This window comes from Streptomyces sp. NPDC005774, assembly GCF_042871645.1.
In the GTDB taxonomy this organism is placed as follows: Bacteria; Actinomycetota; Actinomycetes; order Streptomycetales; family Streptomycetaceae; genus Streptomyces; species Streptomyces pratens.
In genome coordinates this window covers 90785-110055 of record NZ_JBIAIV010000021.1, presented here as the reverse complement: position 1 = coordinate 110055, position 19271 = coordinate 90785, and the positions used below count along the sequence as shown (strand labels likewise).

Below are 19271 nucleotides of genomic sequence, written 5' to 3'. Positions count from 1 at the left end.
AGCCCATTCCTCTCATTCCCGAGGAGCCTCAGATTCACGAGAGTGCCCAGGGTCCCCGCGCCACTCCGGCCAACAGCCGTACCGCGCCGACCCCCCGCCCCGTACCCGGTCCCCGCCCCGTGGCTCCGCCGCGCCCCGGTCGGCCAGGCCCGGTCCGGCCCGCGCCTCCGGCGCAACGTACGCCGCGTGATGCCACTGCGGCGGCCCCCAAACCCGTCCCTTCGAAGCCGGCCGCTCCCGCTGCGGCCGGTACCCAGGTCCAGTTGGTCCCGGCGACCGTCCAGGGGGCGCTCGACGCCGCCGAGGAAGCCGTGGACCTGCTGCTGGACTCGGGCCGCGCCCCGGGCGACGTGCTGGTGATCACCACCGGCGAGCCGCACCCGTGGGTCACCCACGAACTCTCCTTCGGTGAGGCCTCCTACTGGGCCCTGCACGCCGCCGCCGACGACGTCTTCTACGCGGACGCCGCTGTCGCGGCCCGTGCCGGAGCGCGCCCCGTCGTCGTGGTCGCCGTCAACGGAGGGTCCGAGTCGGTGTCCGCGTCGGCCCTGGCCGTGGCGCGCAGCAAGGCCACCGCCCTGCTGATCGTCTGCGGTGACCCGCAGCGGCTCGACTCGATGATGAGTAAGGGCGTCTGATCCGGTGTCATGGCGCCCGTCCGTACGGGCGCCATGACACCGCCGTTCCACCGCGCGGGCGGTGATGCCGGCGCGGCGGCAGGGCGCGCGGCCCGCAGGAGCGTGCGAGGCCGCCGACAGCCCCCTGGTTCCCAGGAGACCCGTCGGCCCTCAGCGCGCTGCCGCGCGGCGCAGGACGTCGGACGCGACACCGCCGGTGCGCGGTATTCGCGGTGGCGCCTCGGCCGTGGCGAGCGGCTCCGGCGCGGAGCCGCTGCTGGGCCGACGCCCACCGCGCCCCTCGCCGAACACCTGCCAGCCGTCACGGGTCAGCGTGATGTACGCCCCGCAGCGCAGCCCGTGCAGCGTGCAGGCGTCCCGCAGCCCCCACATCCACGCACCGTCCTCCTCCGTCCAGCGCGCGTCGCCGTCGCGGCAGTAGAGCAGGACAGCGGTACGGACCGGCGTGCGGCGCCGCAGGTCGTGCGGGACGACCCGGCGCAGCTGGGACAGCAGCGCGTTGCGGAACATCCAGCCGTCCGCCGGGGCCGGGCGGCGGGTGAACGAAGCGCTCGCCCGCACTCGCTCGTCCTGGTCGAGCACGGCGACGACCGCGGTCGCCGGCCCCGGACGGTGCCGGGCGTGCAGTCCGCTGACCACCTCACGCGGGTTGCGCAGCAGCGGGATTCCCGCGGCGGCCCACTCCGCGGGTTCGAGCAGACGAGTGGCGGAAGCGGCGGGCGTCGACAGCGATGCCGCCGAGGACGGAACGAATCCGAAGGTCACGGTCCTCCCTTCGGCTACGCCCGGACTACGGGCGGGAACGGATTCAGGGGAGCGCGCACGCAACGGAGCACAACCTGAGCGGCGGACGAGCCGTGCGGGTGCGGACCTCAATTCTTCCTGTCGAACCTGGATGCGGCAACGAGCAATCGTGCGAGCCGACCGGTATCAGATGATTGAGAGTTATATCCCTGCCCGGTGTGCCCTACGGGCACACATGAAGCGCCCGGTGACGGCAGTTCGTACGGGACACCGGTGCCCCGTGTCCGGAGGGGTGGGCGTCGGGAACTCGGGTGGCGGTGTCCGGCGGAGCACCAGCCCTGGACGCGGCCGGGAGGAGAGGCGGCACCTCCTGGGTTCCGCCCGCCGGAACAGGCGGGCCGCGGCGGCCGGGGGCCCGGCCGGTGTCCGTGCAGTCGGCACCGCGAGTACCGGCCCCTGAGGCTGGACCGGGGCAGTGGAGAGCGAGGACGGCACGGCTCTCGCCACGTGGCCGGGTGCCGGCCGTGTCCGGCAGTCGCCCCCCACATCCGGCCCCGCACCGTCCGCTTCCCGGCCGGGAAGCGCCTCTCGAGGTCCATGCCGATCGCCGGGAGGCCGGTGGGGCGCACGCGTCGTGGGTCACATGCGCCGTGGGTCACCTGCGCCGTGCTTCGTCCCAGCCACGGGACCGAGAACCTCGGCATCCGAGACTTTCTGGTGTCCCGCCTGCGTAAACGTTCCGAGCGGGAGCCGGTCGGAGGGCTCACGACGTCGCTCTTGGGACCGCAGGGCCGAGGGGCCCGTGACCTCGTTGTGGAGCGGGATTGGCCGACTGTCCGAGCCGTGCGGTTGCATGGGGGCATGAACGATCTGGAGCTGCGTGCCGAAGCCGACGCCATCCTCGCCGAGCTGGTCGGTGATCCCGGGGGCACGGCACGGCTCCGGGAGGACCAGTGGCAGGCGGTGGCGGCCCTGGTGGTGGACCATCGTCGTGCCCTGGTGGTGCAGCGCACCGGATGGGGCAAGTCGGCGGTGTACTTCGTTGCCACCGCGCTGCTCCGCCGGCGTGGCTCCGGCCCCACGGTGATCGTTTCGCCGCTGCTGGCGTTGATGCGCAACCAGGTCGAGTCGGCAGCGCGGGCCGGCATCCAGGCACGCACGATCAACTCGGCGAACCCCGAGGAGTGGGATGCCATCCACGAGGAGGTCGAGCACGGAAAGGTCGACGTTCTCCTCGTCAGCCCGGAACGCCTCAACTCCGTCGACTTCCGCGAACGGATGCTGCCCAGGCTCGCGGCCACGACCGGCCTCCTGGTCGTCGACGAGGCCCACTGCATCTCCGACTGGGGACACGACTTCCGTCCCGACTACCGCAGACTGCGCACGATGCTGCAGGAGCTCTCCCCGGGAGTTCCGGTACTGGCCACCACGGCCACGGCCAACGCTCGCGTCACGGCGGACGTGGCCGACCAGCTTGGCACCGGAGCCGGCGAGGCCCTGGTGCTGCGCGGCACGCTGGAACGGGAAAGTCTGCGGCTCGGCGTGGTCCGGCTGCCGGACGCCGCCCACCGTCTGGCCTGGCTCGGCGAGCACCTGAACGACCTGCCGGGCTCCGGAATCATCTACACGCTGACCGTCTCGGCCGCCGAGGAGGTCACCGCCTACCTGCGCGCGCGTGGCTTCGCCGTGGCCTCGTACACAGGCCGGACGGAGAACGCCGACCGCCAGCAGGCCGAAGCCGACCTGCTGGCGAACCGGGTGAAGGCCCTGGTGGCGACCTCCGCCCTCGGGATGGGCTTCGACAAGCCGGACCTGGGCTTCGTGGTCCATCTCGGCTCACCGTCCTCACCCATCTCGTACTACCAGCAGGTGGGCCGTGCGGGCCGCGGTGTGGAGCACGCCGATGTGCTGCTGCTTCCCGGTAAGGAGGACGAGGCGATCTGGCGTTACTTCGCCGAGGTCGCCTTCCCGCCCGAGACGCAGGTCCGCCAGACCCTCGCAGCCCTCGCCGACGCGGGGCGGCCGCTGTCCGTGCCCGCCCTGGAGGCGTTGGTGGACCTCCGGCGGACTCGCCTCGAGATGATGCTGAAGGTCCTGGACGTGGACGGCGCCGTGCGGCGTGTGAAGGGCGGCTGGACGGCCACCGGTGCCGACTGGGTCTACGACGCCGAGCGCTACGCCTGGGTCGCCCGCCAGCGTGCCGCCGAGCAGCAGGCCATGCGCGACTACGTCAGCACCTCCCAGTGCCGGATGGAGTTCCTGCGCCGCCAGCTGGACGACGAGAAGGCCGCCCCGTGCGGCCGCTGCGACAACTGCGCGGGAACCTGGACGGATCCTGGCGTTTCACCCCAGGCGCTGGCCGGCGCCGCCGGCGAACTGGAGCGTCCGGGGGTGGAGGCCGAACCGCGCCGCATGTGGCCCACAGGAATGCCCGCCCTGGGCATCGACCTCAAGGGACGCATTCCGGCGAAGGAGCAATGCTCCCCCGGGCGGGCCCTGGGCCGCCTCTCGGACATCGGCTGGGGCAACCGCCTGCGCCCGCTGCTGGCGGAGCAGGCGCCGGACGGTCCGGTTCCCGACGACGTCCTCCAAGCGACGGTGGCGGTCCTCGCCGACTGGGCCCGTTCCCCGGGCGGGTGGGCGGACAAGGGCCCGGACGCGTCGGTCCGGCCGGTAGGAGTCGTCGCCATGCCTTCTCTGAGCAGGCCCCGGCTCGTGGGTTCCCTTGCCGAACGGGTGGCCACCGTCGGGCGTCTCCCGTTCCTCGGTGCCCTCGAGTACACCGGGCACAGTGGGGCGCACCGGACCCGCAGGAGCAACTCGGCTCAACGGCTGCACACGCTGTCCGCCGCTTTCGCCGTTCCCGAGGAACTCGCCGGTGCTCTGGCGGCCGCTCCACACGGCCCGGTCCTGCTCGTGGACGACTACTCCGATTCCGGCTGGACCCTCGCAGTGGCCGCGCGTCTGCTGCGCCGGGCGGGCGCGGAGCAGGTCCTCCCGCTGGTCCTCGCGGTGACAGCCTGAAGACCCGCGTGGAGCCGGCTCCCGGCCACGCCTCGACCTGGTTGCGCATCAGCGCCAGGTGGGGTGGTGGACGGGAGCGATCACGGTGGGGCCGCTGTCTCCGGCCCGCAGCAGTGACGCGATCCTGAAGGGGACTGCGGACTCGTCCCAGCCCGTGCGCCGGACGACGAGGACCTGGTAGTGGCCGGCGACCGGCACCGGCAATGCCCGCCGCTGGTCCTCACTCAGCCGGGCTTCTCCCGAGGCGTCTCCGACGAGCCGGACGAGGACGGCGTCAACGGCGTCCCCGACGAGGACGGCGTCAACGGTCGTCCGGGGATCCGCATCGTCGTGTGCTCCTGCGTTCCGCGCAACAGGACGGTGGGCGGCCGGATGCCGACGCAGGCCGACGAGAGTGCGGGACTTATATGGCAATCGCATTGCGATGGAAGTGGAAGTGCAGGTCAGGCGGGGTATATGACGTGTCCCTGGTCAGAGTTGTCCACAGGGTGAGCGGAATCTCCTGATCCGCGAAATCGTCCTGCCATGACGAACAGCAACGAAACGAACGGATTCCCCGACAACGGTGACATCGCCGGTCGGGAGCGGGACGAGCGCGCCGGCCTTCCGGGACGCGACGACAACGCCCGCCGCACCGAGGTCCCGGGGCACAGGACGCACAAGGCCGCGGGTACGCACGCGGGGCGCGCGAAGGACATCGACTGCACCGCCTACGGCAGCCACGGCGGCGAACAGCAGGTCACGCTGCGCACCCCCGCCGAACTCGCCGACGCCCTGCCCTATCTGCTCGGCTACCACCCCGAGGACAGCATCGTCCTGGTCGCCCTGTACGACAAGGACGGACGGGGCAGGTTCGGCGGCCGGGCCAGGCTCGGCATCCCCGCGAACCGGGACGACTGGCCCGCCGCCGCCCGGCAGCTGGCCCAGGGGCTGGTCACGGGAAGCGAGCGCCGAGGCGTCAAACCCGAGCAGATGATCGTCTTCCTCTGCCAGGAACCGGGGGAGGGTGAGCCCGGCCGACAGGTCAAGGAGCGGCTGGACCCGCTCGCTCACGCGCTGCGCCTGGAATGCGGCGCTCTCGACGTCCCTGTGGTGGAGGCGCTGTGCCTCTCGGGCGGCCGTTTCTGGTCGTACTGCTGCGACGACGAGGGGTGCTGCCCAGCGGTCGGCACGCCGATGGGGCTGCCGGGCACCTCGGTGCTGGCCGCCGCCGCGACCTACGCCGGACTTCAGGTCCGGGGCACGCTGCGCGAACTGCGGGCGAGGTTCCTCCCGTGGGAGAACGCCCTCGCCCTCGAACAGGAAGCAGCCCTGGACGCCGCCCACCGGACACTGGTCCCCAAGATCCTCGACGCGGCGGGACGGAACGAGGTCGCCCGGCAGACACGGGAACTGGCTTCGTGCGTCATGGACCGGCTGGCCGGGGCCCCCTCCGTGTCCGGCATGCTCCCTGCGGACCTGCGGGACGACGAACTGCTCCGGCACGACGAGGCCGCCACGCTGATCCTCGGCCTGCAGGACCGCACGACCCGGGACCGGGCGGCGGAGTGGATGGAGGGCGAGGAAGCAGGTCCCGCACTCCGCCTGTGGCGGGCACTGGCCCGTCGCTGCGTCGGATCGTACGGCGAACACGCCGCGGCCCCCCTGACGCTCGCCGGCTGGGTCGCCTGGTCCACCGGCGACGAGCTGGAGGCGAGGGAGGCACTCGCCATGGCTCTGGGTGCCGATCCCGACTATCTCTTCGCCCGCCTGCTGCACCAGGCCTGCAACGAGGGCCTCGACCCGGAATCGATCCGCCGCTGTCTGCGCGCGGAACGCGATGGCCAGGGGAAGGCGGACAGTGAGGGCCCGGCCACCGGTGTGGTCGGCGGGGCGGGCGGCGAGGATCCGGACAGTGAAGATCCGGGAGACGCGGAGCCCGGTGACGCGGAGCCCGGTGTGGCGGGGGAACCCACAGTCTTCGGGCCCGGGGCTGCGGTGGGGCGGCAGACGTCCTCACGCAGCCGACGCCGAGAGCATGTCCCCGGTGCCGGCACCGGTGGTGGTCCCCCGCATCGGGGGCGGGCGGACGGCAGTCGCCCGACCGTGCGGATTCCGCATCCCCGTACGGCGGTGGGTGGCACACGTCCCGGCGTCGAGGGACCGGGTGTCGCGCGCCATCGTCGAGCTGCCTCGCGTCGGGGACGTACGCAGCTCCGGAGCCGGGGCAGCGCCGGGGAGGAGTGATCGGGAAGGCCGGGTGAAGGGAGTGGCGACGGCCGGGAGCCGCCCTCTCCGAGGCCCGCCCCGCAAATGAGCCGACCGTCCCCGACCGAGGGCAAGGAGGCGGAAGGGGCAAGAGACCAAGGAGCAAGAAACCAAGGGGAGAGAACAGGGGAGGACAAGCACTGCGACGGTTCCGTGGCACGGGATGCGCAGGCCACCAGGATCCCGTGCCGGGAGCGGTACGGACCGAAGTGGGTCGCGGTACCGGACCGAAGCGGATCGGCCGGCGGTGCCGTCGGCGAGGGGAGTGTTTATCGTCAGGCAGACGACTATGATCGCCGCATGCCCTACGACCCGTCAGCCTTTCCGCCTTTTGCCGTCACCGTGGACCTGGTCGTGCTGACCGTGCGCCGTCATGCCCTGTGCGCGCTGGCGGTACGCAGGGGCGAACCGCCGTTTCAGGGACGCTGGGCGCTTCCCGGCGGATTCGTCCGGGCCGACGAGGACCTGGCGCAGGCGGCGGCACGCGAACTGGCGGAGGAGACCGGCCTGCGCGTGCACGACCCCGCGGCCCCCGCCCAGACCGGTGGCGCGCACCTGGAACAACTCGCCACCTACGGCGATCCCGAGCGCGACCCGCGGATGCGGGTCGTGAGCGTCGCGCACCTCGCCCTCGCCCCCGACCTGCCCGCACCCAGGGCGGGCGGCGACGCCAGCAACGCGCGCTGGGCCCAGGTCGGGGAACTGCTGCAACAGGCGGACTACGGCAGGGGCGGCGAGCCGGTGGCGCCGCTCGCCTTCGACCACGCGCAGATCCTGGCGGACGGGGTGGAGCGCGCCCGCTCCAAGATCGAGTACTCGTCACTGGCCACGGCCTTCTGCCCGCCCGAGTTCACCGTCGGAGAGCTGCGCCGTGTCTACGAGGCCGTGTGGGGTGTGGTCTTGGACCCGCGCAACTTCCACCGCAAGGTGACAGGAACCCCGGGCTTCCTGGTGCCGACGGGCGGGACGACCACCCGGCAGGGTGGCCGTCCCGCTCAGCTCTTCCGGGCCGGCGGAGCCACCCTGCTCAATCCGCCGATGCTGCGCCCCGAGGTGTGAACACGCCGGCCTGAGCGGCAGGAGCGGGTGGTGAAGCGGAGGCGGTGGCAGAGGCACCCGGCTCCGGGCAGGTGCGGGCCGCGGACACGGCTCCCGTGCGGCTGAATTCCCCGCGGTCGGCAGGCCTCACGGTGCCCGAAAAATCCGACATAGCGCGCTATCTTGCTTTGGGTGATCCAGGCCATCGGACTGACCAGCAACCCGCGCAAAGAGCTACCGCCCGCCGTCGACGATGTTTCCTTCGAGGCGCACGCAGGTCGCGTCACGATGCTGCTCGGAGCGCCGGGCGCGGGCAAGACGACGGCACTCAGACTCATGCTCGAACTTCAACCGGGCCGTGGCGTCACCTACTTCAGGGGTCGCCCGCTGCACAGCATCGGCCATCCGTCCCGCGAAGTCGGCGTACTGCTGGGTGAGGTGCCGGGCCACCCCGCACGCACTGTGCGCGGACACGTCCGCATGCTGTGTGCCGCGGCGGGAGTTCCGGCGCGTCGCGGGGACGAAGTCCTCGAAGCCGTCGGGCTCGTGAGCCTGCGGGAGAAGCGCCTCGGTACGCTTTCGCGGGGCATGGACCGACACCTCGGGATCGCCTGCGCGCTGCTGGCGGACCCGCACACCCTCGTGCTCGACGAACCCGCACGCGGGCTCTCCGCCGGCGAGAACCGCTGGCTGCACGACATGCTCCGGGCCTACGCGGACCAGGGCGGTACGGTCCTGAGCACAACGGCCGATCCCAAGGAAGCGGCACGCGCCGCGGACCGGGTGGTCACCCTCGACCAGGGCCGGCTCGTCGCCGATCAGCCGGCCGCGGACTTCTCGCGCACCCGGCTGCGCCCCCGCGTCGCCGTCCGCACACCGCATGCCACCCGGCTCTCGGCGCTGCTCACCAAGGAAGCCCGTACCACCCGGCGTTCCGTGGAGGTGGCCGAGGACGGCGGCAACTGTATCTCCGTCTACGGCAGTACCTGCGCGGACGTCGGCGAGACCGCCTTCCGGCACGGCATCGTCGTCCACCAACTCGCTGATGAGATCGGGGACATGGGGCCTGGCGCGGGTGTGTCCCGCGCCGAGGGGCCGGCCGCCTCTGACGAGGGAATGCCTTCCACCGCGTCGTCCTTCACCGCGCCGCCCTCCGTCGCACCGCCGGTCTCCGCCACCACTTCCGACGCCGGACATCCCGACGGCCCCCCGGACTCCTGGCCCGCCGCCTGCCCGCCTGCCGCTCGTCCGCCCGCCGCCTGCCCGCCCGCCGCCCGCCCGCCCGCCGGCTCCCGCGCCGGAGAGGAGGCCCGGGTTCTGGAGTCCGGGTCCTCGACCGGGCTGCCGCCGCCCCTTTCCGTTCGCCCCGCCCCCCGCCCCCTCCACCCGCTGCGCTACGAGATCCGCAGGGCCACCGGCGTCGGGACCGGGTTTCTCGTCGGGGTGGCCGTGCTCGTGGTGTCCGCGCTCACCGCCGTACTGCTGGCCCGGATCGGACACACCCCGCAGCCGCGCCTGCTGGCCGCATGGCCCAGGGAATTGCCCCTGCCGCCCGCGGCGATCGGGGCGGGGCTGCTCGGGGCGCTGGCCTTCGGCGACGAGTTCCGCCACCCCACCCTGGCGGCGAACCGGGGCAGTGTGCCCCGGCGGCTGGGGCTGCTGACCGCCAAACTCCTCGTTGCCTCGGTCGCCGCGCTCGTGCTGGCCGTCCTGACGGTCGGGTGCGATGCGGAGCTGCTCCGTCTCGTTTACGGGCGGGAGCTCGTCGAGGTCCCCGCCGACTGGTCGCCGCTCGCTGCGAGTTGGCTCGGACTCGTGATCGGGTGCGCCTGGGCGGGAGTGCTGGCCGCGGGGGTCTTCCGGTCGACCGCCGCCGGTCTCGCCACGGTCGTCGCCGTTCCCCTCCTCGTCGGGCCCCTCGTGAGCAAGCTGGCGGAGGGGCCGTCGGCACGCACCATGGCCGGGGCGCCCCTGCGGGTGCGTGAAGTGTCCCCGCTCCGTTGGCCCTTCGGGGGCGAACGGTATCTGGAGGGGGCAGTGCGGATGATCGCCCAACCGGTGGGTGGTGCGCTGACGTTGTCCCTCGTGGTGCTGCTCTGCGCGTATCTGCTCACATCCTTGCGGAACAGGGCCCGATGACGACCGACGGTGCCTCGATCGGTCCGTCGATGCCTGCAACTCCCCGGAGGGAGCCCGCTTCTTTCCGATAAGGCGTCAATTGCGACGGGGTGAGCGATCACCCTTTCGTGTGCTTTTCACCAAACTCCTCAAGGGAGTTGGGAGCCGCGCCGACAAAGGATGCGTGAGTACCCTTGCGCACACCATGATGACCACCGCCCGCTCCACGGACTCCGGCCTCGCGGGTCCGGGCGAACTCGACCGCTACCCCTATGCCGACGCGCCCGTCGGTGGCCGTGTCGGGCCCCCCGCCTGGGACGCCGATCCCGAGCTGGGCCGTGGGGGCCGCCGCGGCGCGAGCAACCGCGGCCGCGGGCTGCACGGCCAACTCGTCCAGCAGCTGGGTCAGATGATCGTTTCGGGCGATCTGGGTGCTGACCGGCCCCTGGTTCCCGAGGAGATCGGCCAGCGCTTCGAGGTCTCCCGCACTGTCGTCCGCGAGTCGCTCCGTGTACTGGAAGCCAAGGGCCTGGTCAGCGCCCGGCCCAATGTCGGCACGCGCGTGCGCCCGGTCAGCGACTGGAATCTGCTCGACCAGGACATCATCGAGTGGAGGGCCTTCGGGCCGCAGCGCGACGACCAGCGCCGTGAGCTCGGCGAGCTGCGCTGGACGATCGAGCCGCTGGCCGCCAGGCTCGCCGCCGGGCACGGGCGCGAGGAGGTCCAGCAGCGTCTGGTCGACATGGTGGAGATCATGGGTCACGCCATGGGGCAGGGTGACGCGCTGACCTTCGCCCGCGCCGACTCGGAGTTCCATTCACTGCTGATCCAGCTCGCCGGCAACCGCATGCTGGAGCACCTTTCCGGGATCGTGTCCGCCGCGCTGCAGGTCTCGGGCGGGCCGCTCGCGGGCTGTGAGCGGCCGAACGAAGCGTCGCTCGCGCACCACGGCCGGATCGTCGACGCGCTCGCCGGCGGCGACGGCGCGGCGGCCGAGGCGGCCATGCGTCAGCTGCTGATGGTCCACCCCGAGGTCGAGCGAGTGGTGCCCGGCCCGCGCTAGCGCTGACCGCGTTCCGCGGACGGCCCGGCCTGCCATCCCCTCCCGTGGCACCCTCCGGCCGGTGAGCCGCCCGCTGTAGGACCCCGCGGGATCACCTTTGATCCCGCGGGGTCCTACAGTGATGAAGGGGCCGTAAGGTCCGGCATAGTGCCGCCGCTACCCCCGAGTGACCGTCTTTGTCGCAATCTGATCGATTGTGGATACTTACGGGATGTGACTCGGGCCACGCGGATTGGGCGTAACGCTCCTGGAAAGAACGCGATGACCTAAGAGGTGACAGTCGCGGAGGGAATACGGACGCCGTTCACGGCGCTGTGCAACTCCCCGGCCCCCGCCCGCATCGTCGGCCCATCCCCAAGCCGGCGGTCGGCTCCTGTCCGTCGTGGACGGGGCCGGAAGCCGTTTTCTCAACGTCCCGAGAGGTTGTTCGTGTCGGCCAGCACATCCCGTACGCTCCCGCCGGAGATCGCCGAATCCGTCTCTGTCATGGCGCTCATCGAGCAGGGAAAGGCTGAGGGGCAGATCGCCGGCGATGACGTGCGTCGGGCCTTCGAAGCTGACCAGATTCCGGCCACTCAGTGGAAGAACGTACTGCGCAGCCTCAACCAGATCCTCGAGGAAGAGGGTGTGACGCTGATGGTCAGTGCCGCGGAGCCCAAGCGCACCCGGAAGAGCGTTGCAGCGAAGAGTCCCGCCAAGCGCACCGCGACCAGGACGGTCGCGGCGAAGGCGACGACCACCCGGAAGACCAGCGCCACCGCCACGCCGGCCGCCCCCGACGCTGCCGAGGAGGAGGCGCCCGTCAAGAAGGCGGCTGCCAAGAAGACCACCGCGAAGAAGACGGCCGCCAAGAAGACGGCGGTGAAGAAGACGGCCGCCAAGAAGACCGCGGCCAAGAAGGACGACGCCGAGGCGACCGACGAAGAGACCGCCGAGGAGACCAAGGCGACGGACGAGCCGGAGGCCGCTGGTTTCGTCCTCTCCGACGAGGACGAGGACGACGCGCCCGCCCAGCAGGTCGCGGCCGCCGGTGCCACCGCCGACCCGGTCAAGGACTACCTCAAGCAGATCGGCAAGGTGCCCCTGCTCAACGCCGAGCAGGAGGTCGAACTCGCCAAGCGGATCGAAGCCGGTCTGTTCGCCGAGGACAAGCTGGCCAACTCCGACAAACTGGCGCCGAAACTCAAGCGCGAGCTGGAGATCATCGCCGAGGACGGGCGCCGTGCCAAGAACCACCTCCTGGAGGCCAACCTCCGCCTGGTGGTCTCCCTGGCCAAGCGTTACACCGGACGCGGCATGCTCTTCCTGGACCTCATCCAGGAGGGCAACCTCGGTCTGATCCGTGCGGTGGAGAAGTTCGACTACACCAAGGGCTACAAGTTCTCCACCTATGCCACCTGGTGGATCCGTCAGGCGATCACCCGCGCGATGGCCGACCAGGCCCGCACCATCCGCATCCCGGTGCACATGGTCGAGGTCATCAACAAGCTCGCGCGTGTGCAGCGTCAGATGCTCCAGGACCTGGGCCGCGAGCCCACCCCGGAGGAGCTGGCCAAGGAACTCGACATGACCCCGGAGAAGGTCATCGAGGTCCAGAAGTACGGTCGCGAGCCGATCTCCCTGCACACCCCGCTGGGCGAGGACGGCGACAGCGAGTTCGGTGACCTCATCGAGGACTCCGAGGCCGTCGTTCCGGCCGACGCGGTCAGCTTCACGCTTCTGCAGGAGCAGCTGCACTCCGTCCTGGACACCCTGTCCGAGCGCGAGGCGGGCGTCGTCTCCATGCGCTTCGGTCTCACCGACGGTCAGCCGAAGACCCTCGACGAGATCGGCAAGGTGTACGGCGTCACGCGTGAGCGCATCCGCCAGATCGAGTCCAAGACCATGTCGAAGCTGCGTCACCCGTCGCGCTCGCAGGTCCTGCGCGACTACCTCGACTAGGACAGCGATCACGGCGGTCCCACAAGGCCGAACCGAGGCCCGGTCCCTTCGCGGGGCCGGGTCTCGATGCCGCTCCGCGGGTGCGGGGCACGACGGGGTGGATCACTCTGGGTGTCTCATCAACGCCCCAGTGTGAGGAGAGCGCATGCGTCGTCGCCTAGCCCGGGTCCTGGCCCGGCCACTGGTCCTCGCCGCCGCCGCGACCGCGATACCGCTGGCAGCGGCGGCTCCGGCGGTCGCGGACCGCATCGTCGTCGGCGGGTTCCCGGTCGATGTGGCCCAGGGTCCGTGGACCGTGGCGCTGTCCAGCCGTGACCGGTTCGGGGGTACCCGGGCGGGACAGTTCTGCGGGGGTGTGGCCGTCGGCCGGACCACGGTGCTCACCGCCGCCCACTGCATGAACGAGGAGGTCCTGGGAGCGCCGCCGGAGCGGGTGCCCGACCTCAGAGTGATCTCGGGCCGCACGGATCTGCTGTCGGATCAGGGCGAGGAGATAGAGGTACACGAGACCTGGGTGAATCCGGGCTACGACCCGCTCAGCAACTCCGGCGACTTCGCCGTGCTCACCCTGGCCGCGCCCCTGCCCTCCGGCTCGGTGATCGACATGGCCGGCGCGGGCGATCCCGGGTACCGGACCGATACCCCCGCGACCGTCTACGGCTGGGGAGACACCACGGGTTCGGGGACCTATGCCGGCAGCCTGCACGCGGCGCGGGTGCGTGTGCTGCGCGACACCCTGTGCGAGGACGCCTATCCGGGTGGCAGTGAGGGTACGTACCGCGCCGGGACCATGCTGTGCGCCGGTGAGCAGGCCGGCGGGCCGGACGCCTGCCAGGGGGACAGCGGCGGACCGCTGGTGGCCGAGGGGCGGCTGATCGGCCTGGTCTCCTGGGGCAGCGGATGCGGCTGGGCGGACAGTCCCGGGGTCTACACGCGTGTGTCCGATGTCATGCGGACGCTCGGCGGGACTTCGGCCCGACAGGCCGGAGAGGTGCCCGACGGCGCCTGAGTGCGCCCAGCGAGCCCGGAGCAGGTCTCCCGGGTCCCCTCGTGGGCAGCTCCGGGGGCCGAAAGGCTCAGTCAGGAGCGAGAGCGCACGAGAAAAAGACGGCTGTCTCCGCACCGGAGGCAGCCGCCCCTCCCGCCGGCCTGTGCCGGTCTGGCTCGTCGTCGTACGCGAGATGTCAGCGCGTCTGCGTAATCAGCGCTCTTCCTCGACGGCGGGGGCCGACGGGGAGGTCAGCCGCTCGCTCTCGTCCTGTATCTCGGCGGCGATCTTCTTGAGTTCCGGCTCGAACTTGCGGCCGTGGTGGGCGCAGAAGAGCAGTTCTCCGCCGCTCAGCAGGACGACGCGCAGGTATGCCTGGGCGCCGCAGCGGTCGCAGCGATCGGCGGCCGTCAGTGGGCTCGCGGGGGTCAGAACAGTAGTCACGTCGCCTCTTCTCTAGCTCGACGAGCTGTCGTACCAGGGTCAACATCCAACCAGCCCCAAAACGTTCCCGCTCGTGGCTGCTTCTCGAAAAAATCTTTCCGAGGTGGTCGGATGCTGCCGGTTGGCGGCGAATGTGCCGTATCGCGTGGCTGTGTCGTCGTACGGATTCGCGTCGGATCGGTGGTGGTCGGCCCTCCCGGCTGGTTTGCCGGTTGTTCTTGAGGACGTGCCCGGAGCCTAAATGGTTCATGCCTGGAAGGGAACGTGATGTGTGCTTCACTCCATCGAGGGATCGAACAGGTATACGACTCTCGACTAGTCTAGGTTTCAGACGAGGGTGGCGTGACAACGGCTCTACCAGGCCTCGGTACCCTCTCACCGGTGACAAGCGACGCGCCCTTACCCATGAGGGCCCCATCTGAAATTCAGCGAGGAGCGAACCGCGTGACCGCCGAGACGTCCGTGCCGTCCACAGCGCTGCTGGCAGGAGCAGACCGGGACGGTTCCAACTACACCGCGCGGCACCTGCTCGTCCTCGAGGGGCTCGAGGCCGTGCGGAAGCGCCCCGGAATGTACATCGGGTCAACCGACAGCCGCGGCCTGTTGCACTGCCTCTGGGAGATCATCGACAACTCGGTGGACGAGGCCCTCGGGGGCCACTGCGACCACATCGATGTGATCCTCCACGACGACGGTTCGGTGGAGGTCCGGGACAACGGCCGCGGCATCCCGGTCGACGTGGAGCCCAAGACCGGCCTCTCCGGCGTCGAGGTCGTCATGACCAAGCTGCACGCCGGCGGCAAGTTCGGCGGCGGTTCGTACGCCGCCTCCGGCGGACTGCACGGCGTCGGCGCGTCCGTCGTCAACGCGCTCTCCGCGCGGCTGGACGTCGAGGTGGACCGCGGTGGGCACACCCACGCGATCAGCTTCCGCCGCGGTGTCCCCGGCGCCTTCGCCGCCCTGGGACCGGACGCGAAGTTCGAGGCCGGGAGCGGGCTGCGCAGGGCCAAGAAGATCCCGAAGACCCGCAGCGGCACGCGTGTGCGCTACTGGGCCGACCGCCAGATCTTCCTCAAGGACGCCAAGCTGGCCCTGGAGTCCCTGCACCAGCGTGCCCGCCAGACCGCTTTCCTGGTGCCCGGCCTGACCATCGTCGTCCGTGACGAGCTCGGGCTCGGCGACGGTGGCAGCAAGGGCGAGGAGTCATTCCGCTTCGACGGCGGCATCAGCGAGTTCTGCGAGTTCCTGGCCACCGACAGGGCCGTCTGCGACACCCTCCGCTTCACGGGGCAGGGCACCTTCAAAGAGACGGTCCCGGTCCTGGACGAGTACGGCCAGATGACCCCCACCGAGGTGACCCGCGAGCTCGGCGTCGACGTCGCGATGCGCTGGGGGACCGGCTACGACACGACGCTCCGGTCGTTCGTCAACATCATCGCCACCCCCAAGGGGGGCACCCATGTCGCCGGCTTCGAGCAGGCCGTCGCCAAGACGGTGAACGAGGTGCTGCGCACGAAGAAGATGCTGCGCGTGGCCGAGGACGACGTCGTCAAGGACGACGCCCTGGAGGGCCTCACGGTGGTCGTCACCGTCCGTCTGGCCGAGCCGCAGTTCGAGGGCCAGACCAAGGAGGTTCTCGGTACCTCGGCGGCCCGCCGCATCGTGAACACCGTGATCTCCCGGGAGCTCAAGGCCTTCCTGACCTCCACCAAGCGCGACGCCGCCCAGCAGGCCCGTGTCGTCCTGGAGAAGGCGGTCGCCGCGGCCCGGACCCGCATCGCCGCCCGCCAGCACAAGGACGCCCAGCGCCGCAAGACGGCCCTGGAGTCCTCCTCGCTGCCCGCCAAGCTGGCCGACTGCCGCAGTGACGACGTCGAGCGCAGCGAGCTGTTCATCGTCGAGGGAGATTCCGCCCTCGGCACGGCGAAGCTCGCGCGCAACTCCGAGTTCCAGGCGCTGCTGCCGATCCGGGGCAAGATCCTCAACGTTCAGAAGTCGTCCGTGACGGACATGCTGAAGAACGCGGAGTGCGGGGCGATCATCCAGGTCATAGGGGCCGGATCCGGACGGACGTTCGATATCGACGCGGCTCGCTACGGCAAGATCATCATGATGACCGACGCCGATGTGGACGGCTCCCACATCCGCACCCTGCTCCTGACGCTGTTCCACCGCTACATGCGGCCCATGGTCGAGTCCGGCCGGGTGTTCGCCGCGGTGCCGCCGCTGCACCGTATCGAGCTCGTCCAGCCCAAGAAGGGTCAGGACAAGTACGTGTACACGTACTCGGACCGTGAGCTGCGCGACAGGCTGATGGAGTTCCAGAGCAAGAACATCCGCTACAAGGACTCGATCCAGCGCTACAAGGGGCTCGGCGAGATGGACGCCGACCAGCTGGCCGAGACGACCATGGACCCGCGCCACCGCACCCTGCGCAGGATCAACCTCACCGACCTGGAGGCCGCCGAGCAGGTTTTCGATCTGCTCATGGGCAACGACGTCGCTCCGCGCAAGGAGTTCATCTCCAGCTCGGCGGCGACACTGGACCGGTCGCGCATCGACGCGTGATCGCCGTGCGAGCGACGCGTAGGGGTCCCGCGGTCACCTGATGGGGTGAAGCAGAACGGGAAGAGGAGCCGGGGGTCCTCCCGTTCTGCCCATCCTTGGGCATGCAGCAAAGCGATGACCGCCCCCACCCGGGCGGAGGCGGTCCTGAGGGTCCCGCCGGACATGCCGAAAGACGCTCCGTACCTCCCGGGGGACGCTCGCCCGGACTGCTCGACGGCGGTCATGTCCCGCCGCCCGGCGGGCCGTCCGGCGTCCTGAGCTACGACGACCCCTGGTACGACGCCCTCGCCTCGGGCTGGGGTGAGGGCATCGGAGCGACCACCGCGGTTCGGACGTCGCCGGTGCAGGCGGCGGTCGTACCGGCCGCGCGCGGCAGCGAGGGCGCCGTGGCCGTGGCAGACGTGTACCTCCAGGTCCAGCGCAGCGCCGCGTTCCAGGAAGTGCGCAGCCGCTACCGGAGGTTCGTGGTCCCGGCGGTCATCGTCTTCTGCGCCTGGTATGTGGCGTATGTCGTGACCGCCACCACCGCGCCGGATCTGATGGCGCGGCCGGTGGCCGGCGCCGTGAACGTGGGGATGCTCGCCGGGCTCGGCCAGTTCCTGACCACGTTCCTGCTCACCTGGGCCTACGCACGGCACGCGCGGCTGCGCAGGGACCGGGCGGCACTGGAACTGCGCTGGGACACACAGGAGTTGGCGCGCGGTCGGGACGGCGCCTCATGACGGGCGATCACCAGGCGCTGGCACTCCTGCTGTTCAGCGCGTTCGTCGCGGTCACCCTGGGAATCACCACCTGGGTGAGCCGCCGACGGCAGGGATCGGCGGAGGAGTTCTACGCCGGCGGTCGGCTCTTCTCACCGATGGAGAATGGTTTTGCCATCGCGGGCGACTACATGTCCGCCGCCTCCTTCCTCGGCATCTCCGGACTGATCGCCCTCTTCGGCTACGACGGGATGCTGTACTCGGTGGGCTTCCTGGTGGCCTGGCTCGTGGTGCTGTTCCTGGTCGCGGAACTGGTGCGCAACTGCGGCCGGTTCACCCTCGCCGACGTGGTGGCGGCCCGGATGCGGGAACGGCCCGTCCGCATCGCCGCGGGAACGTCGTCGGTCACCGTGTCCGTGCTGTACCTGGTGGCGCAGATGGTGGGTGCGGGCAGCCTGGTCGCGCTGCTGCTCGGCGGCCGGAGCGAGGCGGCGCAGGCCTGGACAGTCGTCGGTGTCGGGGCGCTCATGGTGATCTACGTGTCGATGGGAGGGATGCGGGCCACCACCTGGATCCAGATCGTCAAGGCGGTCCTGCTGCTCGGCGGCACCATCGCGCTGACCGTCCTCGTCCTGCTGCGGTTCCACGGCGACTTCAACCGGCTGCTGCTCACGGCGGCCGAACGCAGCGGTCACGGGAAGGCGTTCCTGGCCCCCGGACTCGCCTACGGCGGGGACTGGACATCCCGGTTCGACTTCATGAGTCTGGGACTCGCGCTGGTGCTGGGCACGGCCGGGCTGCCGCACATCCTGTCCCGCTTCTACACCGTCCCGACCGCGCGGGCGGCCCGGCGCTCGGTCGTCTGGTCGATCGGGCTCATCGGAGGGTTCTACCTGATGACGATCGTGCTCGGGTTCGGTGCCGCCGCCGTCGTCGGACCGGATGCCGTGCGCGGATCCAACGCGGCCGGGAACACGGCGGTTCCGCTGCTGGCGCTCGACCTCGGCGGCGGCGCCGGCTCCACCGGCGGAACGGTGCTGTTCGCGATCGTCGCCGCGGTCGCCTTCGCCACGATCCTCGCCGTCGTCGCCGGGATCACGCTCGCCTCTTCGGCGTCCGTCGCCCACGACCTGTACGCCTCCCTGCGGCGCCGCGGCGGAAAGCCGCGCAGCGAGGTGGCCGTGGCCCGGGTGGCCGCGATCGGCATCGGTGTGCTGGCGATCGCGCTCGGCCTGCTGGCCCGTGATCTCAATGTCGCCTTCCTCGTCGGGCTGGCCTTCGCCGTGGCTGCCTCCGCCAACCTGCCCGTGCTGCTCTACTCCCTGTTCTGGCGCGGATTCACCACCAGGGGTGCCGTGTGGGCCGTCTACGGCGGGCTGATCCCGGCCATGGTGCTGGTCCTGCTGTCCCCGGTGGTCTCCGGCAGCCCGGAATCCCTGTTCCCCGGCGTCGATTTCCATTTCTTCCCGCTCCAGAACCCTGGCCTGGTCTCCATCCCGCTCGGCTTCCTCGCCGGCTGGCTCGGTACGGTCACCTCGGCCGAGATTCCCGACGAGGCCAAGCACGCGGAGGCGGAGGTGCGGTCGCTGACTGGCGCGGGGGCCGTGTGACGCGGGCCGTGCGTTCCAGAAGCCTCGGACCGCGCTGGGCGGTCCGGCGGCTCACCTCCGTGTGCTCGGCGATCTCGTGGACGACCGCGAGTTCCGGCCGGCCGGGCGGACGATGGTCCAGGAGCGCCGGATCCAGCCGGTGCGGCG

Annotated in this window: 14 protein-coding genes; 11 read left to right on the top strand and 3 right to left on the bottom strand. The window is 71.0% G+C overall.

All coding sequences use genetic code 11. From position 1 onward, the window contains the following. The first annotated feature begins 5 nt into the window (after window positions 1-5). Window positions 6-638, top strand: coding sequence for a hypothetical protein (locus ACFYQA_RS20420; RefSeq protein WP_388919546.1), 633 nt, complete (start codon window positions 6-8; stop codon window positions 636-638). A 150-nt stretch (window positions 639-788) separates the two neighbouring features. Here ACFYQA_RS20420 and ACFYQA_RS20415 read toward each other — a convergent pair whose 3' ends face one another. Then, entirely contained in the window at window positions 789-1403 is a 615-nt protein-coding gene (locus ACFYQA_RS20415) for a hypothetical protein (protein WP_388919510.1), read from the bottom strand. Between the two features lie 840 nt (window positions 1404-2243). Between ACFYQA_RS20415 and ACFYQA_RS20410 the strand changes: the two genes are divergently transcribed. After that, window positions 2244-4406, top strand: coding sequence for a RecQ family ATP-dependent DNA helicase (locus tag ACFYQA_RS20410; protein ID WP_388919507.1), 2163 nt, complete (start codon window positions 2244-2246; stop codon window positions 4404-4406). Between the two features lie 48 nt (window positions 4407-4454). Here the strand turns inward: ACFYQA_RS20410 and ACFYQA_RS20405 are convergent, their stop codons facing one another. Then, window positions 4455-4826, bottom strand: coding sequence for a hypothetical protein (locus ACFYQA_RS20405; RefSeq protein ID WP_388919504.1), 372 nt, complete (start codon window positions 4824-4826; stop codon window positions 4455-4457). Window positions 4827-4931: 105 nt separating this feature from the next. On the opposite strand from ACFYQA_RS20405, the gene ACFYQA_RS20400 reads away from it, so the two are divergent. The 6 genes from ACFYQA_RS20400 (at window position 4932) to ACFYQA_RS20375 (ending at window position 13822) form a co-directional block, all read left to right on the top strand. Beyond that, complete coding sequence (locus ACFYQA_RS20400) at window positions 4932-6632, top strand: DUF4192 domain-containing protein (RefSeq protein ID WP_388919501.1); 1701 nt, start codon at window positions 4932-4934, stop codon at window positions 6630-6632. A gap of 321 nt (window positions 6633-6953) precedes the next feature. Further along, window positions 6954-7712, top strand: a complete 759-nt coding sequence (locus ACFYQA_RS20395) for an NUDIX domain-containing protein (protein ID WP_388919498.1) — start codon at window positions 6954-6956, stop codon at window positions 7710-7712. A 171-nt stretch (window positions 7713-7883) separates the two neighbouring features. Further along, a complete protein-coding gene (locus ACFYQA_RS20390; RefSeq protein WP_388919495.1) occupies window positions 7884-9830 on the top strand; it encodes an ATP-binding cassette domain-containing protein in 1947 nt (648 codons plus the stop codon). Between the two features lie 163 nt (window positions 9831-9993). Further along, complete coding sequence (locus ACFYQA_RS20385) at window positions 9994-10872, top strand: FadR/GntR family transcriptional regulator (RefSeq protein ID WP_388919492.1); 879 nt, start codon at window positions 9994-9996, stop codon at window positions 10870-10872. Window positions 10873-11301: 429 nt separating this feature from the next. Next, on the top strand, window positions 11302-12813 hold the full coding sequence (locus tag ACFYQA_RS20380; RefSeq protein ID WP_386396095.1) for an RNA polymerase sigma factor: 1512 nt from the start codon (window positions 11302-11304) through the stop codon (window positions 12811-12813). A gap of 145 nt (window positions 12814-12958) precedes the next feature. Beyond that, the gene (locus ACFYQA_RS20375) at window positions 12959-13822 is read left to right on the top strand and encodes a S1 family peptidase (RefSeq protein WP_388919488.1); all 864 of its coding nucleotides are present in this window, start codon (window positions 12959-12961) and stop codon (window positions 13820-13822) included. Window positions 13823-14014: 192 nt separating this feature from the next. On the opposite strand, the gene ACFYQA_RS20370 is transcribed toward ACFYQA_RS20375, so the two are convergent. Beyond that, a complete protein-coding gene (locus ACFYQA_RS20370) occupies window positions 14015-14245 on the bottom strand; it encodes a hypothetical protein (protein WP_055571934.1) in 231 nt (76 codons plus the stop codon). A 444-nt stretch (window positions 14246-14689) separates the two neighbouring features. Here ACFYQA_RS20370 and ACFYQA_RS20365 point away from each other — a divergent pair, with 444 nt between their 5' ends. The 3 genes from ACFYQA_RS20365 to ACFYQA_RS20355 all read left to right on the top strand — a co-directional run bounded on the left by ACFYQA_RS20365 (window position 14690) and on the right by ACFYQA_RS20355 (window position 19124). Continuing rightward, window positions 14690-16813, top strand: a complete 2124-nt coding sequence (locus tag ACFYQA_RS20365; RefSeq protein ID WP_388919485.1) for a type IIA DNA topoisomerase subunit B — start codon at window positions 14690-14692, stop codon at window positions 16811-16813. 101 nt (window positions 16814-16914) lie between these two features. Then, window positions 16915-17535, top strand: a complete 621-nt coding sequence (locus tag ACFYQA_RS20360; RefSeq protein ID WP_388919482.1) for a DUF485 domain-containing protein — start codon at window positions 16915-16917, stop codon at window positions 17533-17535. Next, window positions 17532-19124, top strand: coding sequence for a cation acetate symporter (locus tag ACFYQA_RS20355; protein ID WP_388919479.1), 1593 nt, complete (start codon window positions 17532-17534; stop codon window positions 19122-19124). The genes ACFYQA_RS20360 and ACFYQA_RS20355 overlap by 4 nt, the downstream gene beginning before the upstream one ends. The last annotated feature ends 147 nt before the right edge of the window (window positions 19125-19271 follow it).